The following is a 24,420-nucleotide window of genomic DNA, read 5'->3' as shown; positions in this document are numbered from 1 at the left end:
GCCCGCCCGACGCGGAAAACGAACGCGCAGACCTGCCGCCACAGGAAGAAGGTCCGGCGGCGTGGCGCCGACCTATTTGTCATCGAAGAGCCAACCCACGGGAATCGCCCCGTTGATCTTGACGTCGAGGAGCACAGGCCCCTCGGGGTTCCTGAGCATCGGCGCTGCCTGTTCCAGGTCCTGCATGCTGCGAATGGTGGCCGTCTGGAAGCCCAAGGCCTCGGCAATCGGCGCAAAGTCGATATCCAGGAAAACCGTCTTTGCGGTCGGCATGTTCTGCAGCTTGAGGAAGTGGACTTCCGCGCCATAGGCACAGTCGTTCATCAGGATCACGACGAGCGGAATATCTTCCCGAACCACGGTCTCCAGCTCACCGAGCGTCATCAGCAGGCCACCGTCACCGATCACTAGTACAGTGGTGGCATCGGGTTCGCCGCGCGCGTAACCCAGTGCCGCGCCGATGCCCAGGCCGATCGAGGCGAAGTCTGTGGCCTGGCGGATGCTGCGTGGATCGGGAACGCTCAAGTAGGGCAACGCCTGCAGGAAATTGCCGGCGTCGTACACGACGTTACGGTTGCGCGGCAGGATGTTGTCCAGCGCGAGCGCGGCCGCGCGTGCATCGACGGTTCGGGGGGTGTGCTGCGGCGTGAAGTCCTTGTCCAGCGTGAAGCTGTCGAGCCAGCTCCGGTAGGACTCGCCGTGGAATTCCTTGATCTCCGGGCGGCGAGCGGGAACCGACTCAAGCAGCGCCTGGGCCGCGAGCTTTGCATCGGCCACCATGGCCACGTCGGCATCCAGCCAGCGTCCGATGTTGGCGCGGGTGCTGTCGACGTGAATCACGGGCACCTCGGTCGGTATAGCCGTTCCCATGGAGGTGGTCCGGCCGTTCAGACCGGCGCCGAACGCAAGAATGCAGTCCGCCTGCTCGATCAGCCGGCGTCCGCCGGCATGGGAATAGGAGCCCACCAGCCCGCAGTCCATCGGGTGGCCTTGGAATAGATCCTTGGCCTTGAGCGTCGTGCTGAGTGCCGCCCCCAGGTGTTCGGCCAGGGCGATCAGGTCTTCTCGCGCTCCGGCCTCGTAGGCCCCCCAGCCAGCGATGATCAGGGGGCGCTTGCTCGCGGCCAGCAGTGTGGACGCGGCCGCGAGCGCCGTCTTGCGCGGAGGACGCCTGATTATGGTCGGGGGCGGCGCGAGCGTCGGGGTGGTGGCCGAGAGGTCGACGCTGGCCCGCTGTACGTCGGTTGGCAGCAGCAGTGCCGCCGCGCCGGCATGGGCGGCACTGACCGCCTGCGCGAGCACCTGGCGGGCGCTATGGGCGTCCCTCGCGACGAAGGGCTCGAGTCCGGCTGAACGCAGCGCGCCCACGGCGTCGAAGGCCTTCAGGTCGGGGCCACAGCTGTGAGCGGGCGGCCGAAGCGCCGCGTCACCGAAGATCATCAACACCCCCGAACGGCTGCGTTGCGCATAGGTGGCCGCGTGCATGGAGTTCGCGGCGGCGGGGCCCCGTCCCAGCACCGCGACGCCCAGCTTGCCGGTGGCAGCCGCATAACCGTCGGCCATGGCGATCGCGGTGTTCTCATGTCGGCTGCCATGGAACTGAATGCCTATGGAGTCCAGGGTTGCGACGAAGAGTGCCGTATCGTCGCTAATCAAGCCGAACGCGACCTCCACGCCCATCGTCTTGATGTCCTGAGCCAATGCCTCATACACGGGCACGAGTTTCTGAGTCAATTTATCTACCTCCAACGATTGCCACACACTGCTGCCTGGGCCAGAAGGCCGTGGGTTTCAGTATCGAATGCTTGGTACAGCAACTTGCGTGTGCCACGCGATGACCACGGTGAATCTGTTGGACACTCTTTGCATCCCAGCCTATGGCGTGCGAGGCAGTGTATTCCGTGAACACAACCTGTCCATGTCGCGGACATGAAGTCGCCATGCGTGTCGCTGCCGCTTCAGGTCATCAGCACACGGCCCGAGCTGATCGATGCTCGCGCTTCCGGTGCGAGCGCGTGCGCCCGATCCATGAGGCTCTTGATCAAGCCCCCATCCCGCATGCTCGATACCAAACGCCCCGCTCGCCGAATGAGTAGCGGGGCGTTTCGGCAAAGGCGCTGGCTCAGTTGACAGCTGTCTTCGTGGCATCCTTATGCCAGGTGAAGACCACGAACTGGAACGACTTCAGGTCGCCCTGGGCATCGTATTCGACCTTGCCGATCGGGGTCTGGAAGGTCTTCTGGTGCATGAAGGCCGCAACCTTGGCGGGATCGGTGCTCTTGGTTTCACTGATCGCATCGGCGATGATCTTCACGCCCGCGTATGCGGACATCTGGAACGGACCATTGACGTCACGCTTCTTGTCGGCAAAGGCCTTGACAAGCGCAGCATTGGCCGGATCGGCCGAGAAATTGGCCGGCAGCGTCACCAGCATACCCTCGGAGGCCGCTCCGCCAATCGATGTCACATCCTTGTTGCCCACGCCCTCCGGTCCCATGAAGGTTGCCTTCACGCTCTGCTCCCGCGCCTGGCGCAGCAGCAGCCCCATTTCGGGGTGGTAGCCGCCGAAGTAGACGAAGTCCACACCCTGCGACTTGAGCTTGGTGATGATGGCCGAGTAGTCGGTATCACCTGCATTGAGGCCCTCGAACAGAACCACCGGTACCTTGGCAGCATCCAGCTCTTTTTTCACCGCAGCAGCAATGCCCTGACCATAGGACTGCTTGTCGTGCAGCACGGCCACCTTCTTGGGCTTGACCTTGGCGATGATGTACTGGGCGGCGACAGGCGCCTGCTGGTCGTCACGGCCGATGGTGCGGAAGATGAGCTTGCGCTTCTTGCCCTCGGTGATTTGCGGCGCAGTGGCAGTCGGAGTCACCATCACAACGCCTTCGTTCTCGTAGATCTCGGAAGTCGGGATAGTCGAGCCGGAGCAGACATGTCCGATGACGAACTTGATGCCCTGGCTCACGATCTTGTTCGCCACTGCTACGGCCTGCTTCGGTTCGCAGGCATCGTCCATGATGACAGGTTCGAGCTTGTTCCCACCGGCTCCGCCAGCGGCATTGATCAGTTCGATAGCGGTCAGGGCTCCGGCTTTGATCATGTCGCCGTTCTGGGCCATGGGACCGTTCATGGGGCCGGCAATGGCAATTTTGACCGTCTGGGCCTGTGCCGACAGGCCAAGGAAGGTCAACACAACTGCCGTCCCGATCGAGCGAAGGTTCTTTGTGGATTTCATGGATGTCTCCTGGGTTGAAAAAGTCAAGGGTGCTCGACTGGTGTGCGGCTTTCATTGCGCCGCTTCCAAGGTGTACCCTGAAGCGAAGGCACGCGCTCAGGTCAGAGCATCAGCACGAGGCAGCCGGCCGTGTGGCGGCGTTCTAGCGCGCGACCACCAGGGGTGTGGATGCTGACTACTTGAGCCATTGATGTTCTCCTAGTGGCTCTTGTTGCGGACACTGTCCGGGCTTGAGGTCACACGCCCGCAGACTTCAGTTTTCGAACTGCCTGGGCCAGACGGCGCACCCCTTCGGCGAGCCGCTCAGGAGAATTGGCGGTGAAGTTCAGTCGAAGCGCGTTGCGGCTTTTCACCCAAGGATCAAATGCGCTACCCGGCCCTGCAAGGACACCGACTTCGGTGCCGACGGACACAAGGCGATCAGTGTCCATCGAAGGATCCCGCGCGGTGGCCCACACGAACATTCCACCAACAGGCACCTCCCACACAAACCATTCGGCAAGGTGTTCCGCCATGGCAGCGCAGAGTGCGTCGCGCCGCTCCCGATACAATTCGACCATCCGAGGGCTCAGCCGCTCCATCAGACCGCTGTCAATGGCGGCCAGGGCAATCCGCTGATTGAGGCCGCTCGAGCAGAGATCCGCACCTTGCTTTGCCGCGGACAGCATCTGGATCATCTGGGGGGCTGCGATGATCCAGCCAACACGAAGCCCCGGCGCCAACTCCTTCGAGACGCTGCCCAGATGGATGATGGGACCTTCGTACCCTCCCTTCCCCAAGCGCTCAGCCGAGAGTTCGATCATCCGAGGCAAAGGCACTCCCTCGTATTGGAGGGCGCAGTAGGGATCGTCCTCGACTAGCCACACTCCCGTCCGGTGGGCGGCATCGACCATCGCATTGCGGACCGAGACGCCAACCAACCTGCCTGTAGGGTTGGAGAAGTTCGGCACCGAGTAGACGAACTGCGCACCCTCGAAGGAGGACAGGGGGTCGAACGCGTCGTCTTCCAGCACAAGATTGCGATACCGAGGTGCCCGTGGCCTCCAGGCGTCCATAGCGCCGACATAGCTGGGGAACTGGGCAGCAATGACGTCCCCCTGCTCGATCAGCACCTTCCCAATGAGATCCAGACTCTGGGTGCCGCTGGCGGTAAGCAGGACGTTTTCACGCCGCAACCGCAGCACAGGCGAGCTGTAGCGCGTGGCAATCGCATCGCGCAGCTCCGGAAGACCATCGGTGGGAGCATACCCGAGGCAATCCTGCGGATGCTTCAAGATCACCTCCCGAGCGTAAGTGGCCAACTCCTCAGTCGGAAAAACTGTCGGCTCGGGCAATCCCCCGGCAAGATTGATCAAACCCGGAATACGCCCGGCGGCGACAAAGCGAGCCGTCAGGTCGTTCCTTGTCGCCAGCCACGCGGCGTAGCGGGGTCCCTTGACAGCGACCACGAGGGATTGGTGCGCCAGTTTAGTCATCCTGGAAGCCTTTCTCGGGCGCCATGGACGCTTCGACAGGGTCCGTGGCGAATACGAACTCACACTCACCCCAACCGTCGGGGGGCGGCCGGTGCCAACAACCATCCTGCCACCTCTTCAAGCGGGGTCTCTCTGTCTTCGAAAACGCATGATCCAAGCGGAACTGTCCGCGTCGAATACACATGGGTGACAGTACCGACAACAGTACCGCTGGCTAACACCATCCGTATTGCTCTGATTTGCGGAGCCGTTGCACCACCTTGGGAATATTTCGGGCGCCGGACAACCCATCCAAATCGCTCAGGCCACTTGATGTCAGCCTTGACAGGGCACACAAAATGGCCTGCCCGATTGTTTTGCGATACGGCATCACCATGGGCCGGGCGACGTTGCCTGTCAGATCAGATCTGAGAGTCCCGACCGACGAAATGACTGCCCGACAGGGATCCCGTACGATACTGTTTCTCAACGCCAAGATCGGGCGCCAATGCACGACAACGGCAAGGCCGAAGCGGCACATCTTTTGCATGTGACTGGCTGACCGTGAGCCTCCCTGCGTCCCAACAAACCGCCCTTGAGTCCGTAAATGACAGAGCAGCCAACGCACCGATGTATCAAAATGCCTTTACAGACTCCCGATGGATGGGCTCAACCGTGCGATGCCCGAGTAAACTAGGGGTGAAAAAAATGGAGACTTCCGCGATCCATGTGAGCGAGGTCCTTTCTCAGACCAGCGCTCGTCTTTGGCGCAAGGGAACGGCCGCGTGCGGCCTTGCCTTTGCGGAATGGGAGTGGCGGGACGCTGAAGGTTGGGCGAACTACGACCAGCCGGATCACCATACGCTGAGCGTGTATCTTGACGGTGGAGACAAGATCGTCCGTGCGGACAGGCAACTGCTTGGAGGAGGTCCCGACAAGTTTTGTTTGATGCCTGCGGGACATGCAAGCCGGTGGCACGTCGGGGGACCGATTCGAATGTTCCATCTCTACATCGATCCGGCTGTTCTCGCCTACCAGGCCCATGCAGCATTCGACATCACCCCGCGCCGGATCGATCTGCAGGATCTCACGTTCGTTGATGACCCGGCGCTCGCAATGATCGTGAGAGGAGCCGTCCTTCCCCTCGACTGGTCCGATCTCGCCGATCGAATGGCGCTCGAATCAGCCTGCCATTTGCTTCTTCATCGCCTGCTGCGCCACCACACCAACCGAGCAACAACAGAGGTCATAAAAGGCCGCTTGGCTCCCGCTGTCCAGAGAAACATTATCGAGTACATCGAAGCGAATCTGAGCTCTGCCCTCAAGCTCGAAGAGTTGGCTTGCCGAGCCAAGCTCAGCACCTTTCACTTTGCAAAGATGTTCCGTGCAAGCGTGGGATTGCCCCCCCACGCTTATGTCGCAAAGCGGCGTGTCGATCGGGCAAAGTCTCTTCTTCACGACGGCAAGTTGGAGCTCGCGCAAATCGCCCTGGCCTGTGGCTACGCTTCGCAGAGCCATTTCACGAGAGCCTTCAAAGGGGAAGCAGGCATGACCCCCGGTGCGTGGCGACGCGTCCAGGAGGTGAGACTCAGGGGCCTGGGGGATTGAATTCCGAGTTGGCGCCCGGGCGGGAGGAAGTCTATGGCGTCCGCGGGAATTCACCCGCCCCAACGCGCCGTCATCGAACAGCTCAAGGACGAGGTCTCCATTCGGATCAAATACGAGCCTATCCAGCCGATGGATCAATCCAAGGAGCCGACTTCTGCATTCGGCCTCCTTTGAGCGCGGCCAGCCCTTCGTCCAGCATCTTCTTGGCGTCGCCGAACAGCATTCGGTTGTTCTCCTTGTAGAACAGCGGGTTATCCACGCCGGCGTATCCCGAAGCCATGGAGCGTTTCATGACGATCGAGTGCTTGGCCTTCCAGACCTCCAGCACCGGCATGCCCGCGATCGGGCTGGTCGGATCGTCCTGCGCCGCCGGGTTCACGATGTCGTTGGCGCCGATGACCATCGCCACGTCGGTGTCCGGGAAGTCCTCGTTGATCTCGTCCATCTCCATCACGATGTCGTAGGGCACCTTGGCCTCGGCCAGCAGCACGTTCATGTGGCCCGGCATGCGGCCGGCCACCGGGTGGATGGCGAAGCGCACATCCACGCCCTTCTCGCGCAGCGCCTTGGTGATCTCGTTGACCGTGTGCTGGGCCTGCGCGACGGCCATGCCGTAGCCCGGCACGATGACCACGCTCTTTGCCTCGCGCAGCATCTCGGCGGTTTCGGCGGCGCTAATGGGCGTGACCTCGCCTTGTGGCGAGGCGGCTTCGCCCTTCTTGGCCGACTTGCCCGCGCCGGAGCCGAAGCCGCCGGCGATCACGCTGATGAAGTTGCGGTTCATCGCGTTGCACATGATGTAGCTCAGGCTCGCGCCCGACGAGCCCACCAGCGCGCCTGTGACGATCAGCAGGTCGTTGTTCAGCATGAAACCGGTGGCGGCCGCGGCCCAGCCCGAGTAGCTGTTGAGCATGGACACCACCACCGGCATGTCAGCGCCGCCGATGGCCATCACCATGTGCACACCGAATAGCAACGCGATCACGGTCATCACGACCAGGGCCGTCATGCCGGCGCCGCTTTCGTGGGTGCCCAGGAACTGCTTGCCGAACCAGATCACCACCAGCAGCGCAACGAGGTTGAGCCAGTGGCGCGCGGGCAGCAGCAGTGGCTTGCCGCCGATCTTGCCGTTGAGCTTGCCGAAGGCGATCAGCGAGCCCGAGAAGGTGACGGCGCCGATCAGGATGCCGACGTAGATCTCCACCTCATGGATGGCCTTCTCGGCGCCGCTGAACTGCACCGAGGTATCGACATAGCTGGCAAAACCCACCAGGCAGGCCGCCAGGCCCACCAGGCTGTGCATGAGCGCGACCAGTTCGGGCATCTGGGTCATCTTTACGATCTTCGCGGCGTAGAAGCCGATGCCGCCGCCGATGACCAGCGCGATGACGATCCAGGCAATGCCGCCCGAGCTCACACGCGGGCCGAACACCGTGGCCAGCACGGCCAGCGCCATGCCGACCATGCCCAGCAGGTTGCCGCGGCGCGAGGTTTCGGGGTTCGAGAGCCCGCCCAGGCTCAGGATGAAAAGTATGGCGGCGCCCAGGTAGGCCACCGTCGACAAGCTGTGGGACATGTTCCGTTCTCCTCGTCGTTCTGGTTATTTGCGAAACATGGCCAGCATGCGGCGCGTGACGGCAAAGCCGCCGAACATGTTGACGGCCGTGAGCACCAGCGCAGCAAAGGCCAGCCAGCGGATCAGCTCGTCCGGCCGCCCGCCGCCCACGCCGTCGGGCGGCGCGATCTGCACCAGCGCGCCGATGGCGATGATGCTGGAGATGGCGTTGGTCACGCTCATCAACGGCGTGTGCAGCGCGGGCGTGACGTTCCACACCACCATGTAGCCGATGAAGCAGGCCAGCGCGAACACCGTGAAGTGGCTCAGGAAGGCCGCGGGCGCATAGGCGCCGATACACCAGAACAGCACGGCCGCCACGCAGAAGATGAGGGTCAGCGCCTTGGCGGACATGGGCGCGCCGGCGCCATGGCCGTGGCCGTTCTTCTTCTCGGCGACGGGGACCGCCGCCGCCTTGGGCGCCGGCACGGGCGCAGCCTTGAGCGGCGGGGCCGGCCAGGTGATAGCGCCATCCTTGATGAGGGTCAGGCCGCGGATCGCGTCGTCCTCCATGTTGACCACGGCCACGCCGTCCTTGGCCTTGCACAGTTCCTCGGTCAGGCGCAGCAGGTTGGTGGCGTACAGCGTGGACGATTGCTTGGCCAAGCGCGACGCGAGGTCCGTGTAGCCGATGATGGTCACGCCATGGCGCACCACGGCCTCGCCGGGCACCGTGAGTTCGCAGTTGCCGCCCTGCTCGGCGGCCATATCCACGATCACGCTGCCGGGGTTCATGCTCTGCACCATCTCGGCGGTGATGAGCTTGGGTGCGGGCTTGCCGGGGATCAGCGCGGTGGTGATGATGATGTCCGCGTCCTGGGCCTGCTGGGCGTACATCTGGCGCTGCGCGGCCTGGAAGCCTTCGCTCATGACCTTGGCGTAGCCGCCGCCGCCGGAGCCGTCTTCCTCGTAGTCCACCTTGACGAACTCGCCGCCCAGCGACTTGACCTGGTCGGCCACCTCGGCACGCGTGTCGTTGGCCCGCACGATGGCGCCCAGATTGGCCGCCGTGCCGATGGCGGCGAGGCCCGCCACGCCGGCACCGGCGATGAACACCTTGGCAGGCGGTACTTTGCCCGCCGCCGTGATCTGGCCATTGAAGTAGCGGCCGAAGGCATGGGCCGCCTCGATGACGGCGCGGTAACCGGAGACGCCAGCCGTAGAGGTCAGCGCATCCATCTTCTGGGCGCGCGAAAGTGTGCGCGGCAGGCAGTCGATGGCGAGGACCGTGGCCTTCCTGGCGGCGAGCTGCTGCATCAGCTCGGGGTTCTGCGCCGGCCAGATGAAGTCGATCAGTGTGCCGCCTTGGCGCATCAGGCCCACTTCCTCGGGGCAGGGCGGGCGCACCTTGAAGACAATGTCCGAGGCGGCCCACAGCGCCGCGGCATCCGGCAGCACTTCGGCCCCGGCGGCGCGATAGGCTTCGTCGCTGAAGTTGGCGGCCTCGCCCGCGCCCGATTCGATGGCGACCGAAAAGCCCAGCTTGATGAGTTTTTCCACCACGTCGGGCACGGTGGCTACACGTTTTTCGCCGGGGAAAGTTTCGCGGGGGACGCCGATGCGCTGGGTGTCACTGCGCTGCGCTGCCAAGCTTGGGTCTGTCTGCATGAAAGATCCTCTCCTGATATTTGGTAATCCTTCTGGTATGGCCCTATGCCCGTTGGGCTGGGGATCCGAGCGAAACCTCGCCGAGTGACCGCTTGCAACGGCAAGCGGCCCCAAAGAAGCCAGGAGCCGACTGAGATATGGCGCCGCACCAGCCCTCGAAGGAACGTTTGAAGACACTACCCCGTAATACCTTCTCTTTCATGAAGATCCGCCGACCCAAATCGCCACGGTGCACGGACGAGTATTCGGAACTAACACCTACAGCAGCGTGAAAAATAGGCAGCGTGGTTTTCGCATACGACCTTCCTCGCCGGAAGCCTTGCCAAGGCTTCCCGTAGAGTCAGGCCACTCGACCACGCGATCACAACGCTCGCGCATTTACAGCACAAAACACTAACTGTGTTCGCGCAATGGCATTGCAAGTCGTCGCCTCTTCAAAACGCCGCTTCAGGGAACGCCAGCGTGGCGCCAGCGCCAGAAACGATGGTATGACGCAGCCCCGCCGACTTGGAAAGAACGTGGTCAACGTAGAAGCGGCAACTCAGTATCTTGCTGCTCAAAAATTCCGAACCTGGATCCGATTCAAGGAGCCGGTTCGCAGCCAATGCGGCGCGACCCATCTGCCACCCACCCGCCACGATACCCAAGAGCTCCAGGAACGGCCCAGATCCCGCCAGAGCAGGCTTGGGGCCGCCTGCCCACGACTTCACGAGCGATTCGACTGCCGCCTCGAGATCGCCGATGCCCTTGTTCAGCTGAGCCCCGATAGCGCGCAGTTCGGCATGCGCGTGGGATGCCAGGTCGGCCTGCACCTGCCGCATGCGCACGATCACCGCGCCGATCGCGTGTCCGCCATCGCGACCGATCTTGCGTCCAACCAGATCCATCGCCTGGATGCCCGTGGTACCTTCATAGATCGTCGTGATGCGAGCGTCGCGCAGATACTGGGCCGCCCCGGTTTCCTCAATAAAGCCCACGCCGCCGTGAACCTGGATGCCCATGGAGGCAACATCCAGCCCGGTTTCCGTGAACCATCCCTTGGCGATAGGCATCATCAGTTCGACGAAAGCCTGGTGGGCATCCCGGACTTCCGCATCCGGATTGAGCGCCGCCTGGTCCATGCTTCCCGCCATCACCGCCGCCAGCGCGCGCATGGCCTCGATCCGGGATTTCATGCTCAACAGCATGCGGCGCACATCAGGGTGGCGGATGATCGGAACCTTGGCGCCAGTCTCGCCGCCCTGCTCCACACCTTGAACCCGCTCCCGTGCATAATCCCTGGCTTTCTGGTACGCGCGTTCGGCCAAGCCGATGCCCTCCAGACCCACGGCGAAACGCGCCGAGTTCATCATGATGAACATGTATTCCAGCCCGCGGTTCTCCTCGCCGACCAGATGGGCCACCGCTCCCGCCCCATCGCCAAAGGCCATGACGCAAGTGGGCGTGGCGTGCAGGCCAAGCTTGCGCTCGATCGACACCGCCCGGACGTCGTTGTGCTCGCCCAGCGAACCATCGTCGTTGACCAGGACCTTGGGCACCGCGAACAGCGAGATCCCCTTGGTTCCGGCCGGGGCGCCTTCGACCCTGGCAAGCACCAGATGCACCACGTTAGGGACGAGATCATGGTCCCCATAGGTGATGAAGATCTTGGTGCCGTGCAGCCGATAAGCGCCATCGGCTGCGCGGGTAGCGCGGGTACGCACAGCGGACAGGTCGGAGCCTGCCTGGGGCTCGGTTAGCACCATCGTGCCGGTCCATTCGCCGCTGATCATGCGCGGCAAGTACCGCTGCTGCAGTTCGGGCGAGCCCGCGTGCCGCAATACGTTCACCGCCCCCCGTGACAGCAGGCTCAGCAGGCCGAACGCCACGCTCCCGCTGTTCCACATTTCTTCGACCGCAGCGGCCAGCACACCGGGAAGGTTCTGTCCGCCCAGTTCTTCGGGGGCGGCCAGTGCCGGCCAGCCAGCTTCGACAAAGCGCGCATAGGCCTGCGCCCATCCGGCAGGCATGCGCGGGAGGCCGTCTTCCAGGCGAACACCTTCGACGTCGCCCGAATGATTCAGAGGCGCGATGACCTCGGAGGCAAAAACCCCAGCCTCTTCCAGCACGGCTCGAGCGACATCTGGAGTGGCCTCGCCATAGCCGGGCAGCGCCGCAATTTCGTGCAGGTCCGCCAGTTCATTCAGCACGAACTGCATGTCCTGCATGGGTGGTGTGTAGTGACTCATAGGGCCTCCTATGGCGAAGCGTTTGCGTCCATCAATGCAAACAGGTGGAAAAATTTCTTGTTCGTCTCCCCAACTGGGTTGGGTGCCTGGTTCCGGCAGAGCCAGCGCCTGAGACATTGGCAGGGACTGGCTGCGACAACATGCCGGTCACTCGCCGGTGAAGTTCGGAGCCCGCTTTTCTGTAAATGCCTGCAAGCCTTCGCGATAGTCGGCACTCCATCCCATTTCGCGAATGAAGCTGGCCTCCATGAACAGTTGCTGCTCCAAGGTATGGCCGGTGGCCGCATGCATCAGTTGCCGAGTGCGTACCAGCGCCTTCGTCGGCATCCGGGCGATCCGTGCTGCCAGAGCGTCGATGGCGCTTGCGAATTCCGAGTCGTCGACCACCTGCCAGATGAGTCCCCATTCGGCCGCCTTGGTGGCCGGCAGCTTCTCGGCGAGCATTGCCAGACCGAGCGCACGCACAGTGCCAACGGATCGCGTGAGGAACCACGTACTCCCGGTATCCGGCGTCAGCCCGATCCTGGAGAAGGCCTGCAGGAAATACGCGGATTGCGCTGCGACCACCAGATCGCAGGCCAGGGCAATGGAGGCACCGCCTCCGGCAGCCAACCCTTGAACCGCCGCGACCGTGGGGACATGCAGGTTCTGCAAGCGCATCACCAGCGGCTTGAAATACCGCTCCACGAGATTGCCGATGTCCGGCAACTTGCCATCGACGGCCTGCATGGCGGGATCGGCGAGATCCTGTCCCGCGCAGAAGGCGCGCCCCGCCCCGCCGAGCACCAGAACCCGCAACTGGCGATCGGCTTCAATGCGGGACATGGCCTCATGGATCTCAACCATGGTCGCCGCGTCGAGGCTGTTGAGTTTTTCCGGCCGGTTCAGGACGATGCGAGCCACACCGCTTTCGACCGTGAACAGAATGTTCTTGAATGTCATGGTCCTTCTCCTTCGGGAAGTGATCGAACTTAGTTCTGCTTACGCACGACGATTCCCACGCCGATTGCAGTGGCCACCGTACCGGCGACCGTCAGGCCCGTGATCGGCTCACCAAAAAGCATCCACGCCATCACCGCTGTGGTCGGAGGCACGAGGTAGAAAAGACTGGTGACGGAGGTTGCGGCGCCACGCTGGATCAGCAGGTACAGCAGAGAACTGCCCCCCAACGTCAGCCCCAGCACCGACCAGGCCATGGCCCCTGCCAATTCGGAATTCAGTCCTCCTGCGGCATCGACCCACTGCATCGGCTCCGTTTCCAGCAACGCCAGGGGCGTGGTGACCGCAAACGCCGCCAGCAGTTGGATGAAGCTGGCAGTGCGGACATCGCAGGGCGTCACGAACCGCTTTTGGTAAAGCGTTCCCGCCGTGATGCCCAGCAGGGCCAGCAGCGCACCACCCAAGCTGGCAGGGCCGACCTCTCCGAAGCCCAGCTTCGCCCACACCACCAGCAGCAAGCCCAGCAGTCCGAGAAAAAGGCCAACCCATTGCGCCCCTGTCACTCGGCCGCCTCGGCGGGAGAGCCAGATCGCTGTCAGAACCGGCTGCAACCCGACGAGCAGTGCAGTCAGACCCGCGCCCATCCCCAGCTTCACCGCGCTCCAGACGCCGCCAAGGTAGATGGCGTGCATCAGCATCCCGGTGACGCTCAGGTGCAGCCAACCCCGCGCGCCCTGCGGCCAGGTCGCCCGCGCGGCAAGCGCCCAGACGCCAAAGCAGCCGACCGACAAGGCATAGCGCGCCGCCAGGAATTTCATCGGCGGTGCATGCGGCATGCCGTATCGGGCAACCACAAAGCCCGTGGCCCAGATGACCACAAACACAAAGGGCATCGAGCGCACCAGCATCGGACTCGCCGCCGCATGCACCGGCTCCGGGAGATGAAGGTCGCTGGAAATAAGGGACTCCTGGTCTGAAGGCGACGCGCTCAATGTCCGGCGAACTGAGGCTTGCGCTTGCCCAGGAAGGCGGTGACGCCTTCATCGGCATCCCAGGTCTGGGTCGCCGCCGAGAAGCACTCTGCCTCCTCCTGCAGCCCATCCTCCAGGCGCATGGACTGCGAATGCCGGATGGCCTCGAGTGCATGGCCCAGCGATGCCGGAAACGGCTCTCCGAGGCTTTTCAGGTAAGCGGCTCCCGCATCGACCGGGTCTTCGGCTTCGACGATGCGATGGATGAGACCGATGCGTTCAGCTTCCTGGGCATCGATCGCACGGCCGCTGGCAATCAGCTCGACGGCTCGCCCAACGCCAACCAAGCGGGGCAGACGCTGCGTGCCTCCGTAGCCGGGAATCAGGCCCAGCTTGATTTCGGGGAGCCCGAGGCGCGACGTGGGCGTCGCGATGCGAAAGGTGCAGGCCATCGCCAGTTCGAGCCCGCCCCCGAACGCCACCCCGGTAATAACGGCGACCGAGGGGATGCGCAGCCTGTCCAGCTTGGCAAACACCAACTGACCACGCCGTGCGGTTTTGCGCTGCTGGTCGGCATTCTTGCCCTGCAGTTCGCCCACGTCGGCGCCGGCGCAAAAGGCCTTGCCACCGCCTGCGCCAACGATGAGCAGCGCCCGAGCCTTCGACACAGCAACCTCGTCAAGGCGCTCCGCGATCTCGCCCACCATTTCGGCGTTCAAGGCATTCAATGCCTTCGGACGGTTCAGCGTCAGTACCGCGACATCCTCACGGTAGGTCAGTTCGGCACTCATGCCTGGCTGCCTTCGTCAGGCTGGGGACGGAAGCGGGGCTTGCGCTTTTCCATGAAGGCCTTGACGCCCTCGTGCGACTCCTCGGTGCCGTAGTACAGCGCCAGCGCCTGCATGCCCAGGCCGCCGATACCGCGGATCGAATCCGAGTCGGCATTGAAGGAGCGCTTGGCGATGGCGATAGCCGTGGGGCTCAGCGCCAGGATTTCATCGCACCACTTCTGCACTTCGGCATCGAGCTGGTCGGCGGGCACCACGGCATTGACCAGGCCCATGGCCAGCGCATCCTGCGCCTTGTAGCGACGGCACAGGTACCAGATCTCACGGGCCTTCTTCTCACCGACCACGCGGGCCAGGAACGCCGTGCCGAAGCCGGGATCCACCGAGCCGACCTTGGGGCCGACCTGGCCGAACTGCGCCGTCTCGGAAGCAATCGCCAGATCACAGCAGGTCACCAGCACGTTGCCGCCGCCGATCGCATAGCCGTTGACGCGGGCGATCACGGGCTTTGGCACCTCGCGGATCAAGCCCTGCAGCTCCTCGACCGGCAGGCCGACCAGACCACGGCCGTCGTAACCACCGTCATGCGCGGACTGGTCGCCGCCGGTGCAGAACGCCTTGTCGCCCACGCCGGTCAGCACGATGACGCCAACAGCCTTGTTCCAGCCGGCGCGGTGCAGCGCGTCGATCAGCTCATCGCAGGTCTTGCCACGGAAGGCGTTGTACTTCTCGGGGCGGTTGATCGTGATGCGGGCAACGCCGCCCTTTTCTTCGTAGAGAATGTCGGTGTAGTCGCTCATGTTCGTCTCCTGATGGGGTTAGCCGTGCATGGTCAGGCCACCGGACACCGACATGACCTGGCCGGTGATGAAGTTGGCATCGTCACTCGAGAGGAACGCCACGGCGCCGGGAATGTCCTCGGGCTGGCCGAGGCGTTTGAGGGGGATGGCACGCTTCAGGCCGTCGTAGATCTTCTGGCCGAACTCACCGCCACCCGTGAAGGACTGCAGCAGCGCGGTGTCGGTCGGACCGGGACACACCACGTTGACGCGCACGTTGTTGCGCGCGGTCTCGCGTGCCAGCGTCTTGCTGAAGGCGATGATGCCGCCCTTGCAAGCAGCGTAGACCGATTCTCCCGACGAGCCGACGCGGCCCGCATCGGAGGCGATGTTGACGATCTTGCCGCCACCAGCCTCCACCATGAGAGGAACCACGGCGTGCTGCAGGCTCAGCGGCCCCTTGAGGTTGATCGCGATCAGCTTGTCCCACAGATCGGGAGTGGTCTCGACGAACTGCATGGCCACGTCCCAGCCAGCGTTGTTGACCAGGATGTCGATCTGCTTGAGGTCGGCATGGATCCTCTGCACGGCCTTGGCAACCGCATCGTGATCCGTGATGTCCAGCTGAACCGTGGCCAGTTGACCCGCGTACTGCTGGAACTGGCCCTTGAGTTCATCGAGGCCGGCCTGGTTCAGATCCAGGGCGGCAACGCGCGCGCCCTCTTCCAGGAAGCGTTGCACCAGGCTGCGCCCGATGCCGCCGGCTGCGCCAGTGATGATGGCGACTTTGTCTTTGAGTCCACGCATAGGAATGCTCTCCTGTAGTAAAACGAGTCAGTAGTTGCGGTTGGCGATGACCTGAGCGACATGGTCGCGCAGCTTGAATTTCTGGAGCTTGCCGGTCGCGGTGCGCACGATCGGCTCGAAGATCACGTGCTTGGGTGTCTTGAAGCCCGGAAGCCTGGAGCGGCAGAACTGGATGACCTCCTCCTGCGTCAGCGTGCCTACGTACTGCGGATGCAGTTCCAGCACAGCACAGGGCACTTCACCCCACTTCGCATCAGGCACAGCGACCACTGCGACCTGGAACACCGCCGGATGCGTGAACAGCACTTCTTCGACCTCGATGGACGAGACGTTCTCGCCACCGGAGATGATGATGTCCTTGGAGCGGTCCTTGATCTCGATGTAGCCGTCCTCGTGCACCACGGCCAGGTCACCGCTGTGCATCCAGCCGCCCTGGAAGGCCTCGCGTGTGGCCTCGGGATTCTTGAGGTAGCCCTTCATGCCCAGGTTCCCGCGGAACAACACCTCGCCAATCGTCTTGCCGTCCCGCGACACCGGCTGGAGGGTATGGGGATTGGCCACGATCATGTCTCCCGCCACGGCCGTGCGCACGCCCTGGCGGCCCATGTGGCGCGACCTCTCCTCCGGCGCCATGGCGGCCCAGGAATCCTGGGTCACGCACACCGTGTTGACGCCGTGCTGTTCGGTCATGCCATATACATGCAGCACCTCGAAACCCAGCGCCTCGGTTTGCGCGATCACTGACACCGGCGGCGAGGCACCGGCGCAAGCAACCAGAATGGGTGAGCTTGGATTGCTCCAGTTCTGCGGCTTGCCAGCCACCAGCGAACTCAGCACCGCCGGCGCACCACAGAAATGCGTCACGCCATGTCGGCCGATGGCTTCGTAGATGTCTTCGGCGACAACCTTGCGCAAGCACACGTTCGTGCCGCCCACGGCTGCCATGGCCCAGGCATAGCACCAGCCGTTGCAATGGAACAAGGGCAAGGTCCACAGATAGACCGGCGTTCCGATGTTCAGCCGCGCATAGATGGCGGTGCCCAGGGCATTGAGATAGGCCGCGCGGTGGTGGTAGACCACCCCCTTCGGATTGCCCGTGGTTCCCGAGGTGTAGTTCAACGCGACGGCATCCCACTCGTCCTCGGGGTACCGCAGCTGCGCATCAGCCGGCGCATTAGCCAAGAAGCTCTCGTAGTCGATCACGCCGACCGGCTCGGCATCGGGGACGTCGCTGCCACGGATGTCCACGACATCCATCTGCATGCCGGAAAGCTTCACCGCCGCACGCGCCACATCTGCAAACTGCTGATCCACCAACAGCAAACGGGTCTCCGAGTGCTGCAGGATGAAGGCGATCGCTGCCGCATCCAGGCGGATATTGATGGAGTTGACGACCGCGCCCGCCATCGGCACGCCAAATTGCGCCTCCAGCATCTCCGGGATATTGGCCGCGAGGATGGCGACCGTGTCGCCGCGCTCAATGCCCGCACCGATCAGGGCACGCGCCAGGCTGCGGCAGCGCTCGGCATACGCGGCCCAGGTATAGCGCCGCTCGCCGTGGATGACGGCGATGCGGTCTGGATAGACATCCGCCGCACGGTCGAGAAACCCCAGCGGGGTCAGCGGCCGGTAGTTGCCGGGATTCTTATCGAGGTCTTGCTTGAACTTGTTCGTCATGCTTTTCTCCGGGTGGGACTGGTGAAGATCAGAACGAAACCGCCAAGCGCGTTGCCTGGTCGATGGCGCGCAATGCGTCCAACTCAGCCGCGACATCCGCTCCGCCGATCACGTGGGCCTTGACACCCCGCTTGGCCAAGCCATCGAACAGCGCCCGGTTCGACAGCTGTCCCGCGCAGAGAATGACGGTGTCCGCGTCCAAGACGCGAGCCTCGCCATTCACGCTGTAGTGCAGGCCCTGATCGTCGACCGCCCGGTAGCTCGCACCGGCAGTCATGGCCACATCGGCCTTGCGCAGCTTGGCCTTGAGAATCCAGCCCGTGGACTTGCCCAGGTTCTTGCCCAGTGATTCGGGCTTGCGCTGGAACATGTGGATGACGCGCTCAGTCGCGTGCTGCGCAGGCGCCTTGAGGCCTCCCGCGCTGCGGATACCCGTATCCACCCCCCAGGCATCCATGAACACCTGTGGCTTGAGCGACTCCTCGGCATTGCCGACCAGGTACTCGGCCACGTCAAAGCCAATGCCGCCCGCGCCGATGATGGCTACCTTGTTGCCCACCGGCGCGCCGTTGGCCAGCACATCCAGGTAGCTGACCACCTTCGAGTGATCGAGCCCGCGGATATCGGGCTCCCTCGGCACCACGCCGGTCGCAATCACCACCTCGTCGAACTCTCCCGAGCGCACACGCCCGGCCAGATCTCCGGCCTCGACACGCGTTTGCAGATGCACGGCCACCTGCAAGCGTTCCAGCGTGACCCGGAAGTACCGCAACATCTCGTTGAACTCGTTCTTGCCGGGCACCTTGCGGGCCATGTTCAGTTGGCCGCCCAACTGGTCGCCCGCCTCGAACAGCGTGACCCGATGTCCGCGCTGGGCGGCGTTGATCGCGAACGCCATGCCCGCGGGCCCACCGCCGACAACGGCGAAATGCTTGGGAGTGGCGGTCTTGCTGTTGTCGAACTCGATCTCGCGCCCCGCTCTGGGGTTGACCAGGCAAGTCGCCACGCGGTCAGTGAAGATGCGATCCAGACAGGCCTGGTTGCAGGCAATGCAGGTGTTGATTTCGTCGGCACGGTCTTCGCGCGTCTTGCGGGCGAACTCAGGGTCGGCCAGCAACGGGCGGGCCATCGAAACCAGATCCGCCGCGCCGGAGGCAATGATCTCCTCGGCCACATCGGGCGCGTTGATGCGGTTGGACGCCATGACCGGAATGCCAACCGCGCGCTTGACGTTGCGGATCGCGTCGATCCAGGCAGCACGCGGCACCGGGGCCGCCATCGTCGGCACGGACGACTCATGCCAGCCAATGCCGGTGTTGATCATGTCCGCGCCCGCAGCCTCGACACGGCGGGCAAATTCGGCAACTTCCTCGCCGGTCATGCCCCCGTCCATCAGGTCGATGGACGAGATGCGATAGATGACCATGAACTGCGGGGAGACCCGCGCCCGCACGGCCTTGACGATTTCGAGCGGGAAGCGGATCCGACGCTCGAAGTCCCCGCCGAACTCGTCGTCGCGCTGGTTGGTCAACGCTGCCGTGAACTCATTGATCAGGTAGCCCTCGGAACCCATGATCTCGATGCCTGCATATCCGGCCTGCTCCGCCAGCGCCGATGTGTGAGCAAAGCTCTCGACGGTTGTCCAGACCTCCGCGGTCGTCAGCGGACGCGGTGGATGAACGTTGATCCGCGCCTTGCCGGCCGAAGGTGCGACGCAGGTGGGCACCTTGGCATAGCGGCCCGCGTGAAGAATCTGCAGGACGATGTGGCCACCGGCCTCGTTCACCGCCGATGTGATGACGCGGTGCTCGTCCAGCTGCTCGGGCTTGTCCAGCACCAAACCGCCTTCGTCCATCACCCCTTCGGGCACGGGAGAGTAGCCACCGGTGAGGATGAGGCCGATCTCACCCGCGGCGCGGGCTGCGTAGAAGGCAGCCAGTCTTTCGTGGGGACGATCCAGCGTTTCCAGGCGCGTATGCATCGCGCCCATCACCATGCGGTTCGGCAGATCTACCCCAGCGACGCGCAGGGGGCTGAGGAGGTGTGGATAAGCGGGCATGCTTGTCTCTCGTGGTGGGCCTAGGGTGGTCTCAATGATCTCGGGTTCGCCCATTTACGTCAAGATCATGATGTATATTATTTCAATGATCTGGGGTTTATACCTACTTTTGCGGTCATTAGTCATCACAAAAGATCAATATCACTACACAAATAGGTGTGCGAGTGAGATCTCCAGCGGCAGCGCCGGCGCTGCGCGGCATCCGGGACATGCGGGGTTCGCAAGGGATCCCTTGCCCCCCCGGCTGTGCCGTTCGGGATCCGGCTCAGGGCAAGGCGGGACTCGAAGCGCAATAGCGCAGCCAACGGCTGGGCCGCCAAGGCCCAGCCGTTGGCGCACTCACACGGCGGTACCCGTTTTGAGGGTCAGTTCTGACGCCGATCGGCCATGGTTGATGCATGCGAGCGCAGCGGCTCCCAGGACGCCTGCGGCACCAATGACCAGGAAGTTCTGCTCAAGCGGAAGTTGCAGCGACACGATCAGCCCGATCAGCAAGGGAGCCGCGATCGCGCCAAGGCGCCCGATGCCCGACGCCATGCCGATCCCGGTCGAGCGGATGTCCGACGGGTAGTACTGGCCGCTGTAGGCATAGACGACGATTTGCGCGCCCGTGGAGCAGGCACCGACGGCAGCGATGATGAAATAGAGCACCTCGGTCGAGGTCTTGAGCGTCATCATGTACAGGAAAACGCCCCCAAGCGCGTACATGCAGACGACCACCCACTTGATGTGGAACCGGTCCGCGAGCCAGCCGCCGCCGATCGAGCCAATCACCGCCCCCACATTGAGTGCGATGACGAAACTCAACGCGGAACCCAGGCTGTAGCCCGACATGGCCATCAGCTTCGTCAGCCAGGTACTGAGCGCGTAGATCATGAACAAGCCGGTGAAGAAGGCCACCCAGAACATCACCGTGCTCAGCCCCCGGCCATCCTGAAACAGCTGCGCCACCGTCACGCCCGATTCCGAATGAGCCGCCTGAGGCGGGCGGAACGTGTCGTTCGTGCCGACCTTGAACGCCGGGTCGATGGACTGGACAAGCTGACGCAGCTGCCCGCTGTCGCGCCGGGACACCAGAAACGACAGCGATTCCGGCATCGACTTCAGGATGAAGGGAATCAACAGCACCGGAGCGCCGGCAGCGAAAAAGACAATCTGCCAGCCGAACTGCGCGATGAACTGCTTGCCCAGCACTGCGGCCAGGATTCCGCCGATGGCGTAGCCGGAGAACATGACGGTCGTCAGGAAGCTGCGGATCCGCTTCGGGGCGTACTCCGTCATCTGTGCGGTGATGTTCGGCATCACACCGCCAATGCCCAGCCCGGCGATGAAGCGCGCAATGCTGAACGTGACAGGGTCCTTGGTCAAGCCCGCTGCCGCAGTGAACACGCTGAAGAGAAAGACGCACAGCGAGATCGTCCAGCGACGCCCGATCTTGTCGGCCAATGCGCCCAGGAAGATGGCGCCGAACATCATCCCAAACAGCGCCGAGCTGGCCATAAATCCGGCGGTCGCAGCCTGCACGCCCATCTCTTTCATGATGGCTGGAAGCGCCGCTCCAGCGACCGCCAAGTCGTAGCCGTCAAGGATGATGACCAGAAAGCACCAGGCCAGCACCTTGGCGTGGAAGCGGTTGAACTTGGCCTTGTCGGCTAGTTCGTGAACGTTGATCTCTCGCATCGGTCTCGTCTCCTTCATTTCGGTATGAATGCATCGGAACCACGGCCAGGGACCCACTGCGCAGGCACTCTCATGCGAGACACAAGCGGCCTGAACAGACCTGCACGCGGCCCATCGTTTTCACGACGGCGGCATCTTCGCAGAACTTATCATATACATCAATATCTTGATGTATATGCAGCGACAAAACAGGGGTTTACACTAGTTTTTTGGAAATATTGTTATGAGATATGCAATGATGCATACATAATGACGTAGACGCGCGCCCCATTGTCAGCGGAACGGGGTAGCTACAACCGTTGGGTTTGAAGCGCGCACCCGCCACCCCTACCTCGTCCGATCAGCATGAAAGCCGTAGTCATCCGTCAATTCAGCGAAGACCCTCGCATCCATCGCGTCGAAGAGGTGACCGACCCAGTTGTCGGCCCCGACGACGTCCTGATCAGCGTCAAGGCCGCGTCGATCAACTTCCCCGATCTCCTGGTGATGAGCGGGAAATACCAAGTCCTGCCTGAGCCGCCCTTCATCCCTGGGAAGGATGCGGCGGGGATCGTGGAGGCGGTCGGTGCGAACGTGAGCTCACTCAAGAGCGGGGACCACGTCGTGGCGCAGGTGGAAAACGGCTGCTTTGCAAGTCGTCTGTCCGTTCCGCAGGCGAGCGCGCACAAGATTCCGACCGAAATGCCCTTCGTCGATGCGGCTGCGATGGGCCTCGTGTACCAGACGGCGTTCTTTGCGCTCACTGATCGCGGCGGCTTCCGCAAAGGCGAGACCGTACTGATCAGTGGCGCCGCCGGAGGCGTCGGCCTGGCCGCCGTGCAGATCGCCAAGGGGCTTGGTGCCAAAGTCCTCGCAGGCGTGACTTCGGAAGCCCAGGCGGAAGCGGTGCGCCAATCCGGAGCCGACGAGGTGATCGACCTGTCCGTCCCCAACCTTCCCGAGTCCGTTCGCGCACAAGTGCATCGCGCTACAGACGGCAAAGGTGCCGACGTATTTCTGGACCCCGTGGGTGGCGACGTGTTCGATGCGTGCATTCGACAGCTCGCTCGGCGCGGCCGGGCCGTGATCATCGGATTTGCCGCCGGCAAGATTCCGGTGATCAAGGGCTCCTACCTGCTGCTCAAGAACATCTCCGTCGCCGGCATGCAGTGGACGGACTATCCGATGCACTCGCCCGAGCTCGTCGCAGAGGCCCAGGCGAAGCTCAACCAACTCTACCAGCAGGGGTTCGTGCGCCCGCGCGTCATGCAAACGTTCCCTCTCGAATCCTTCGCTGACGCAGCGGCCCGGCTCGCGTCAAGAGGGGTGATCGGGAAGCTCGTCCTCACCATCCGATAGGACGGTTCCCCTCAAAGCAAGCCGGACACACGGCCCTCGCCGACAGCCGTCTGGCACAACATTCATGCAGGAACATATATGGGTGCCACGATTTTTACCCGCATCATTCAGCGCGAGATTCCCGCTGCCATCGTCTATGAAGACGATTTAACGATCGCTTTCATGGACGCAGGCCAGGTCAACCCCGGCCATGTGATTGTGGCCACCAAGGCGCAGGTCGAGACAATTCTCGATCTCGACGACGAGACAGCTGGCGCGCTGTTCCGGACGGCAACACGCATCGCCCGCGCCGTCGAAGCTGCCTTCCATCCGGACGGCATCACCGTGCTGCAGACGAACAAGCCAGCAGGTTGGCAGACGGTTCCGCATGTGCATCTGCACGTGCTGCCGCGCCAGCACGGTGATGGCGTGACATTGGGATGGCCACGCAAGGAGCCGTCGTTGACAGAACTGCAGTCATTGGCCTCCCGGCTGACTGGCTTTGTATAGCGCCAAGCAGCCGCAAACCCCATCGCGGATGTTCCGACGCAAGGCAAGTCGAACACCGTGAGCCATGCCGCACCGAGGATGATTTTTGAATTGATCGCCTATGCCGTCATCGGAAACCACCTTTGTTGATGCCTCGGCCAGGTTTCGGCAAGGCATTCTTGGCCGCTGCCGGTTGAGCCGGGCAAGACCAAAGCCAGCGAGGACAACATGGCCGTAGCGGATCCATCGAGCCCCTACAACTGGTCGCTGGGTGAGTTGCATGCTTTCTGCCTCATCTGCGAGTCCCGAAATCTGAGCCAGGTCGCCCTGCGGCTGGACATGAGCCAGTCCGCCGTTTCACTCATGGTGCGGCGCTGGCGCGACGTGGTGGGAGACCCGCTTTTCGTGCGGTCTCGCTATGGGGTGGCCCCGACCGATACAGCCCTCGCCCTGTACAAAAGGATCCAGCCGCTTCTTGAAGGCCTGAGACAGGCGCTCGTCCAGCCGACGGGTTTCGACCCCGCAAGATCGACGCGGGTCTTCAAGCTCCATATGTCCGACATCGGCCAACTGGTGTTTCTCCCGGAACTCCACGGGCACCTCAATCGCAAGGCACCGGGTGTTCGCCTTGCCATTCAGTCGCTTCGGTGGGAGGAAGTCGAGAACGGACTGGCCTCGGGAGCTGTCGACATCGCCATGGGTTCACTACCCATGATCAAGGGCAGAGTGCATGCCCGCACCGTGCGCAAGGACCGGTTCTTCACCATCATGCGCCGCGAGCACCACATGGCGCAGCGCAAGCTTGATCTGGCCAAGTTCGCCGAGGCAGAGCACCTGGTCATCGATGCGGCGAGCAGCGGGCATGCCCTGGTGGAGGGCGTGCTCCGCTCCAAAGGGGTGTTCCGCCGTATCGGATTGAGTGTGCCGCACTACCTGGCAGCCGAAAGCCTGCTGACCAAGAGCGACTACTTGCTGACGCTGCCCGAAGGCGGCCTGTCCATCATTCAACACCTCGACAGATTCCACGTGACCCCTACACCGCTCCAACTGCCCACCTTCGACATCCGCGTTCACTGGCATGAGAGAAGCCGCAGCGATGCAGGAATCCAATGGCTGCGCGATTCGATCATGGAGCTCTTTTCCAAGGGCTAGCCGCAAGG

18 protein-coding genes are annotated in these 24,420 nt (G+C 63.1%); 4 read left to right on the top strand and 14 right to left on the bottom strand.

The window, feature by feature from the left end; genetic code table 11:
• Positions 1–72: 72 nt before the first annotated feature.
• The 3 genes from E5S69_RS09365 to E5S69_RS09355 all read right to left on the bottom strand — a co-directional run bounded on the left by E5S69_RS09365 (position 73) and on the right by E5S69_RS09355 (position 4,716).
• A complete protein-coding gene (locus tag E5S69_RS09365) occupies positions 73–1,734 on the bottom strand; it encodes a thiamine pyrophosphate-binding protein (protein ID WP_143010699.1) in 1,662 nt (553 codons plus the stop codon).
• 388 nt (positions 1,735–2,122) lie between these two features.
• Positions 2,123–3,241, bottom strand: a complete 1,119-nt coding sequence (locus E5S69_RS09360; protein ID WP_058697525.1) for a branched-chain amino acid ABC transporter substrate-binding protein — start codon at positions 3,239–3,241, stop codon at positions 2,123–2,125.
• Positions 3,242–3,477: 236 nt separating this feature from the next.
• On the bottom strand, positions 3,478–4,716 hold the full coding sequence (locus tag E5S69_RS09355; protein ID WP_058697524.1) for a PLP-dependent aminotransferase family protein: 1,239 nt from the start codon (positions 4,714–4,716) through the stop codon (positions 3,478–3,480).
• Between the two features lie 687 nt (positions 4,717–5,403).
• Between E5S69_RS09355 and E5S69_RS09350 the strand changes: the two genes are divergently transcribed.
• Positions 5,404–6,303 (top strand): helix-turn-helix domain-containing protein, encoded by a 900-nt coding sequence (locus E5S69_RS09350; RefSeq protein WP_058697523.1) that lies wholly within the window; start codon positions 5,404–5,406, stop codon positions 6,301–6,303.
• 118 nt (positions 6,304–6,421) lie between these two features.
• Here E5S69_RS09350 and pntB read toward each other — a convergent pair whose 3' ends face one another.
• The 11 genes from pntB to E5S69_RS09295 all read right to left on the bottom strand — a co-directional run bounded on the left by pntB (position 6,422) and on the right by E5S69_RS09295 (position 21,454).
• On the bottom strand, positions 6,422–7,879 hold the full coding sequence (pntB, locus tag E5S69_RS09345) for a Re/Si-specific NAD(P)(+) transhydrogenase subunit beta (RefSeq protein WP_058697522.1): 1,458 nt from the start codon (positions 7,877–7,879) through the stop codon (positions 6,422–6,424).
• Positions 7,880–7,903: 24 nt separating this feature from the next.
• Positions 7,904–9,526 (bottom strand): Re/Si-specific NAD(P)(+) transhydrogenase subunit alpha, encoded by a 1,623-nt coding sequence (locus E5S69_RS09340; RefSeq protein ID WP_058697521.1) that lies wholly within the window; start codon positions 9,524–9,526, stop codon positions 7,904–7,906.
• Positions 9,527–9,960: 434 nt separating this feature from the next.
• Positions 9,961–11,754 (bottom strand): acyl-CoA dehydrogenase, encoded by a 1,794-nt coding sequence (locus E5S69_RS09335; protein ID WP_058697520.1) that lies wholly within the window; start codon positions 11,752–11,754, stop codon positions 9,961–9,963.
• Between the two features lie 147 nt (positions 11,755–11,901).
• Entirely contained in the window at positions 11,902–12,696 is a 795-nt protein-coding gene (locus E5S69_RS09330; RefSeq protein WP_058697519.1) for an enoyl-CoA hydratase-related protein, read from the bottom strand.
• A gap of 29 nt (positions 12,697–12,725) precedes the next feature.
• Positions 12,726–13,601 (bottom strand): DMT family transporter, encoded by an 876-nt coding sequence (locus E5S69_RS09325; protein WP_058697518.1) that lies wholly within the window; start codon positions 13,599–13,601, stop codon positions 12,726–12,728.
• A gap of 80 nt (positions 13,602–13,681) precedes the next feature.
• Positions 13,682–14,455, bottom strand: a complete 774-nt coding sequence (locus tag E5S69_RS09320; protein WP_058697517.1) for an enoyl-CoA hydratase/isomerase family protein — start codon at positions 14,453–14,455, stop codon at positions 13,682–13,684.
• Complete coding sequence (gene badI, locus E5S69_RS09315) at positions 14,452–15,252, bottom strand: 2-ketocyclohexanecarboxyl-CoA hydrolase (protein ID WP_058697516.1); 801 nt, start codon at positions 15,250–15,252, stop codon at positions 14,452–14,454. The genes E5S69_RS09320 and badI overlap by 4 nt, the downstream gene beginning before the upstream one ends.
• Before the next feature lie 18 nt (positions 15,253–15,270).
• Entirely contained in the window at positions 15,271–16,038 is a 768-nt protein-coding gene (locus E5S69_RS09310; RefSeq protein WP_058697515.1) for a glucose 1-dehydrogenase, read from the bottom strand.
• A gap of 27 nt (positions 16,039–16,065) precedes the next feature.
• Positions 16,066–17,715, bottom strand: a complete 1,650-nt coding sequence (locus E5S69_RS09305) for an AMP-binding protein (RefSeq protein ID WP_058697514.1) — start codon at positions 17,713–17,715, stop codon at positions 16,066–16,068.
• Between the two features lie 28 nt (positions 17,716–17,743).
• Positions 17,744–19,774 carry an NADPH-dependent 2,4-dienoyl-CoA reductase gene (locus E5S69_RS09300; protein WP_058697513.1) on the bottom strand — a complete coding sequence of 677 codons (2,031 nt, stop codon included), beginning with the start codon at positions 19,772–19,774 and terminating at the stop codon, positions 17,744–17,746.
• Positions 19,775–20,113: 339 nt separating this feature from the next.
• On the bottom strand, positions 20,114–21,454 hold the full coding sequence (locus E5S69_RS09295) for an MFS transporter (RefSeq protein ID WP_058697512.1): 1,341 nt from the start codon (positions 21,452–21,454) through the stop codon (positions 20,114–20,116).
• 345 nt (positions 21,455–21,799) lie between these two features.
• Here E5S69_RS09295 and E5S69_RS09290 point away from each other — a divergent pair, with 345 nt between their 5' ends.
• From E5S69_RS09290 to E5S69_RS09280, 3 genes are all read left to right on the top strand, one after another.
• Complete coding sequence (locus tag E5S69_RS09290; protein ID WP_058697511.1) at positions 21,800–22,792, top strand: NADPH:quinone oxidoreductase family protein; 993 nt, start codon at positions 21,800–21,802, stop codon at positions 22,790–22,792.
• 78 nt (positions 22,793–22,870) lie between these two features.
• Positions 22,871–23,281, top strand: a complete 411-nt coding sequence (locus E5S69_RS09285; RefSeq protein ID WP_058697510.1) for an HIT family protein — start codon at positions 22,871–22,873, stop codon at positions 23,279–23,281.
• Between the two features lie 207 nt (positions 23,282–23,488).
• Positions 23,489–24,412 (top strand): LysR family transcriptional regulator, encoded by a 924-nt coding sequence (locus E5S69_RS09280; RefSeq protein WP_058697509.1) that lies wholly within the window; start codon positions 23,489–23,491, stop codon positions 24,410–24,412.
• The last annotated feature ends 8 nt before the right edge of the window (positions 24,413–24,420 follow it).

The sequence above is a fragment of the Cupriavidus necator genome (assembly GCF_013141915.1).
Lineage (GTDB): Bacteria > Pseudomonadota > Gammaproteobacteria > Burkholderiales > Burkholderiaceae > Cupriavidus > Cupriavidus necator_B.
This window is presented reverse-complemented; position numbering and strand designations above follow the sequence as displayed.

What these genes read in the sequence shown, in the direction of transcription:
- E5S69_RS09360 (WP_058697525.1), bottom strand. Translation starts at nt 3,241, where the DNA reads ATGAAATCCACAAAGAACCTTCGCTCGATCGGGACGGCAGTTGTGTTG.
- E5S69_RS09355 (WP_058697524.1), bottom strand. Translation starts at nt 4,716, where the DNA reads ATGACTAAACTGGCGCACCAATCCCTCGTGGTCGCTGTCAAGGGACCC.
- E5S69_RS09350 (WP_058697523.1), top strand. Translation starts at nt 5,404, where the DNA reads ATGGAGACTTCCGCGATCCATGTGAGCGAGGTCCTTTCTCAGACCAGC.
- pntB (WP_058697522.1), bottom strand. Translation starts at nt 7,879, where the DNA reads ATGTCCCACAGCTTGTCGACGGTGGCCTACCTGGGCGCCGCCATACTT.
- E5S69_RS09340 (WP_058697521.1), bottom strand. Translation starts at nt 9,526, where the DNA reads ATGCAGACAGACCCAAGCTTGGCAGCGCAGCGCAGTGACACCCAGCGC.
- E5S69_RS09335 (WP_058697520.1), bottom strand. Translation starts at nt 11,754, where the DNA reads ATGAGTCACTACACACCACCCATGCAGGACATGCAGTTCGTGCTGAAT.
- E5S69_RS09330 (WP_058697519.1), bottom strand. Translation starts at nt 12,696, where the DNA reads ATGACATTCAAGAACATTCTGTTCACGGTCGAAAGCGGTGTGGCTCGC.
- E5S69_RS09325 (WP_058697518.1), bottom strand. Translation starts at nt 13,601, where the DNA reads ATGCTGGTGCGCTCGATGCCCTTTGTGTTTGTGGTCATCTGGGCCACG.
- E5S69_RS09320 (WP_058697517.1), bottom strand. Translation starts at nt 14,455, where the DNA reads ATGAGTGCCGAACTGACCTACCGTGAGGATGTCGCGGTACTGACGCTG.
- badI (WP_058697516.1), bottom strand. Translation starts at nt 15,252, where the DNA reads ATGAGCGACTACACCGACATTCTCTACGAAGAAAAGGGCGGCGTTGCC.
- E5S69_RS09310 (WP_058697515.1), bottom strand. Translation starts at nt 16,038, where the DNA reads ATGCGTGGACTCAAAGACAAAGTCGCCATCATCACTGGCGCAGCCGGC.
- E5S69_RS09305 (WP_058697514.1), bottom strand. Translation starts at nt 17,715, where the DNA reads ATGACGAACAAGTTCAAGCAAGACCTCGATAAGAATCCCGGCAACTAC.
- E5S69_RS09300 (WP_058697513.1), bottom strand. Translation starts at nt 19,774, where the DNA reads ATGCCCGCTTATCCACACCTCCTCAGCCCCCTGCGCGTCGCTGGGGTA.
- E5S69_RS09295 (WP_058697512.1), bottom strand. Translation starts at nt 21,454, where the DNA reads ATGCGAGAGATCAACGTTCACGAACTAGCCGACAAGGCCAAGTTCAAC.
- E5S69_RS09290 (WP_058697511.1), top strand. Translation starts at nt 21,800, where the DNA reads ATGAAAGCCGTAGTCATCCGTCAATTCAGCGAAGACCCTCGCATCCAT.
- E5S69_RS09285 (WP_058697510.1), top strand. Translation starts at nt 22,871, where the DNA reads ATGGGTGCCACGATTTTTACCCGCATCATTCAGCGCGAGATTCCCGCT.
- E5S69_RS09280 (WP_058697509.1), top strand. Translation starts at nt 23,489, where the DNA reads ATGGCCGTAGCGGATCCATCGAGCCCCTACAACTGGTCGCTGGGTGAG.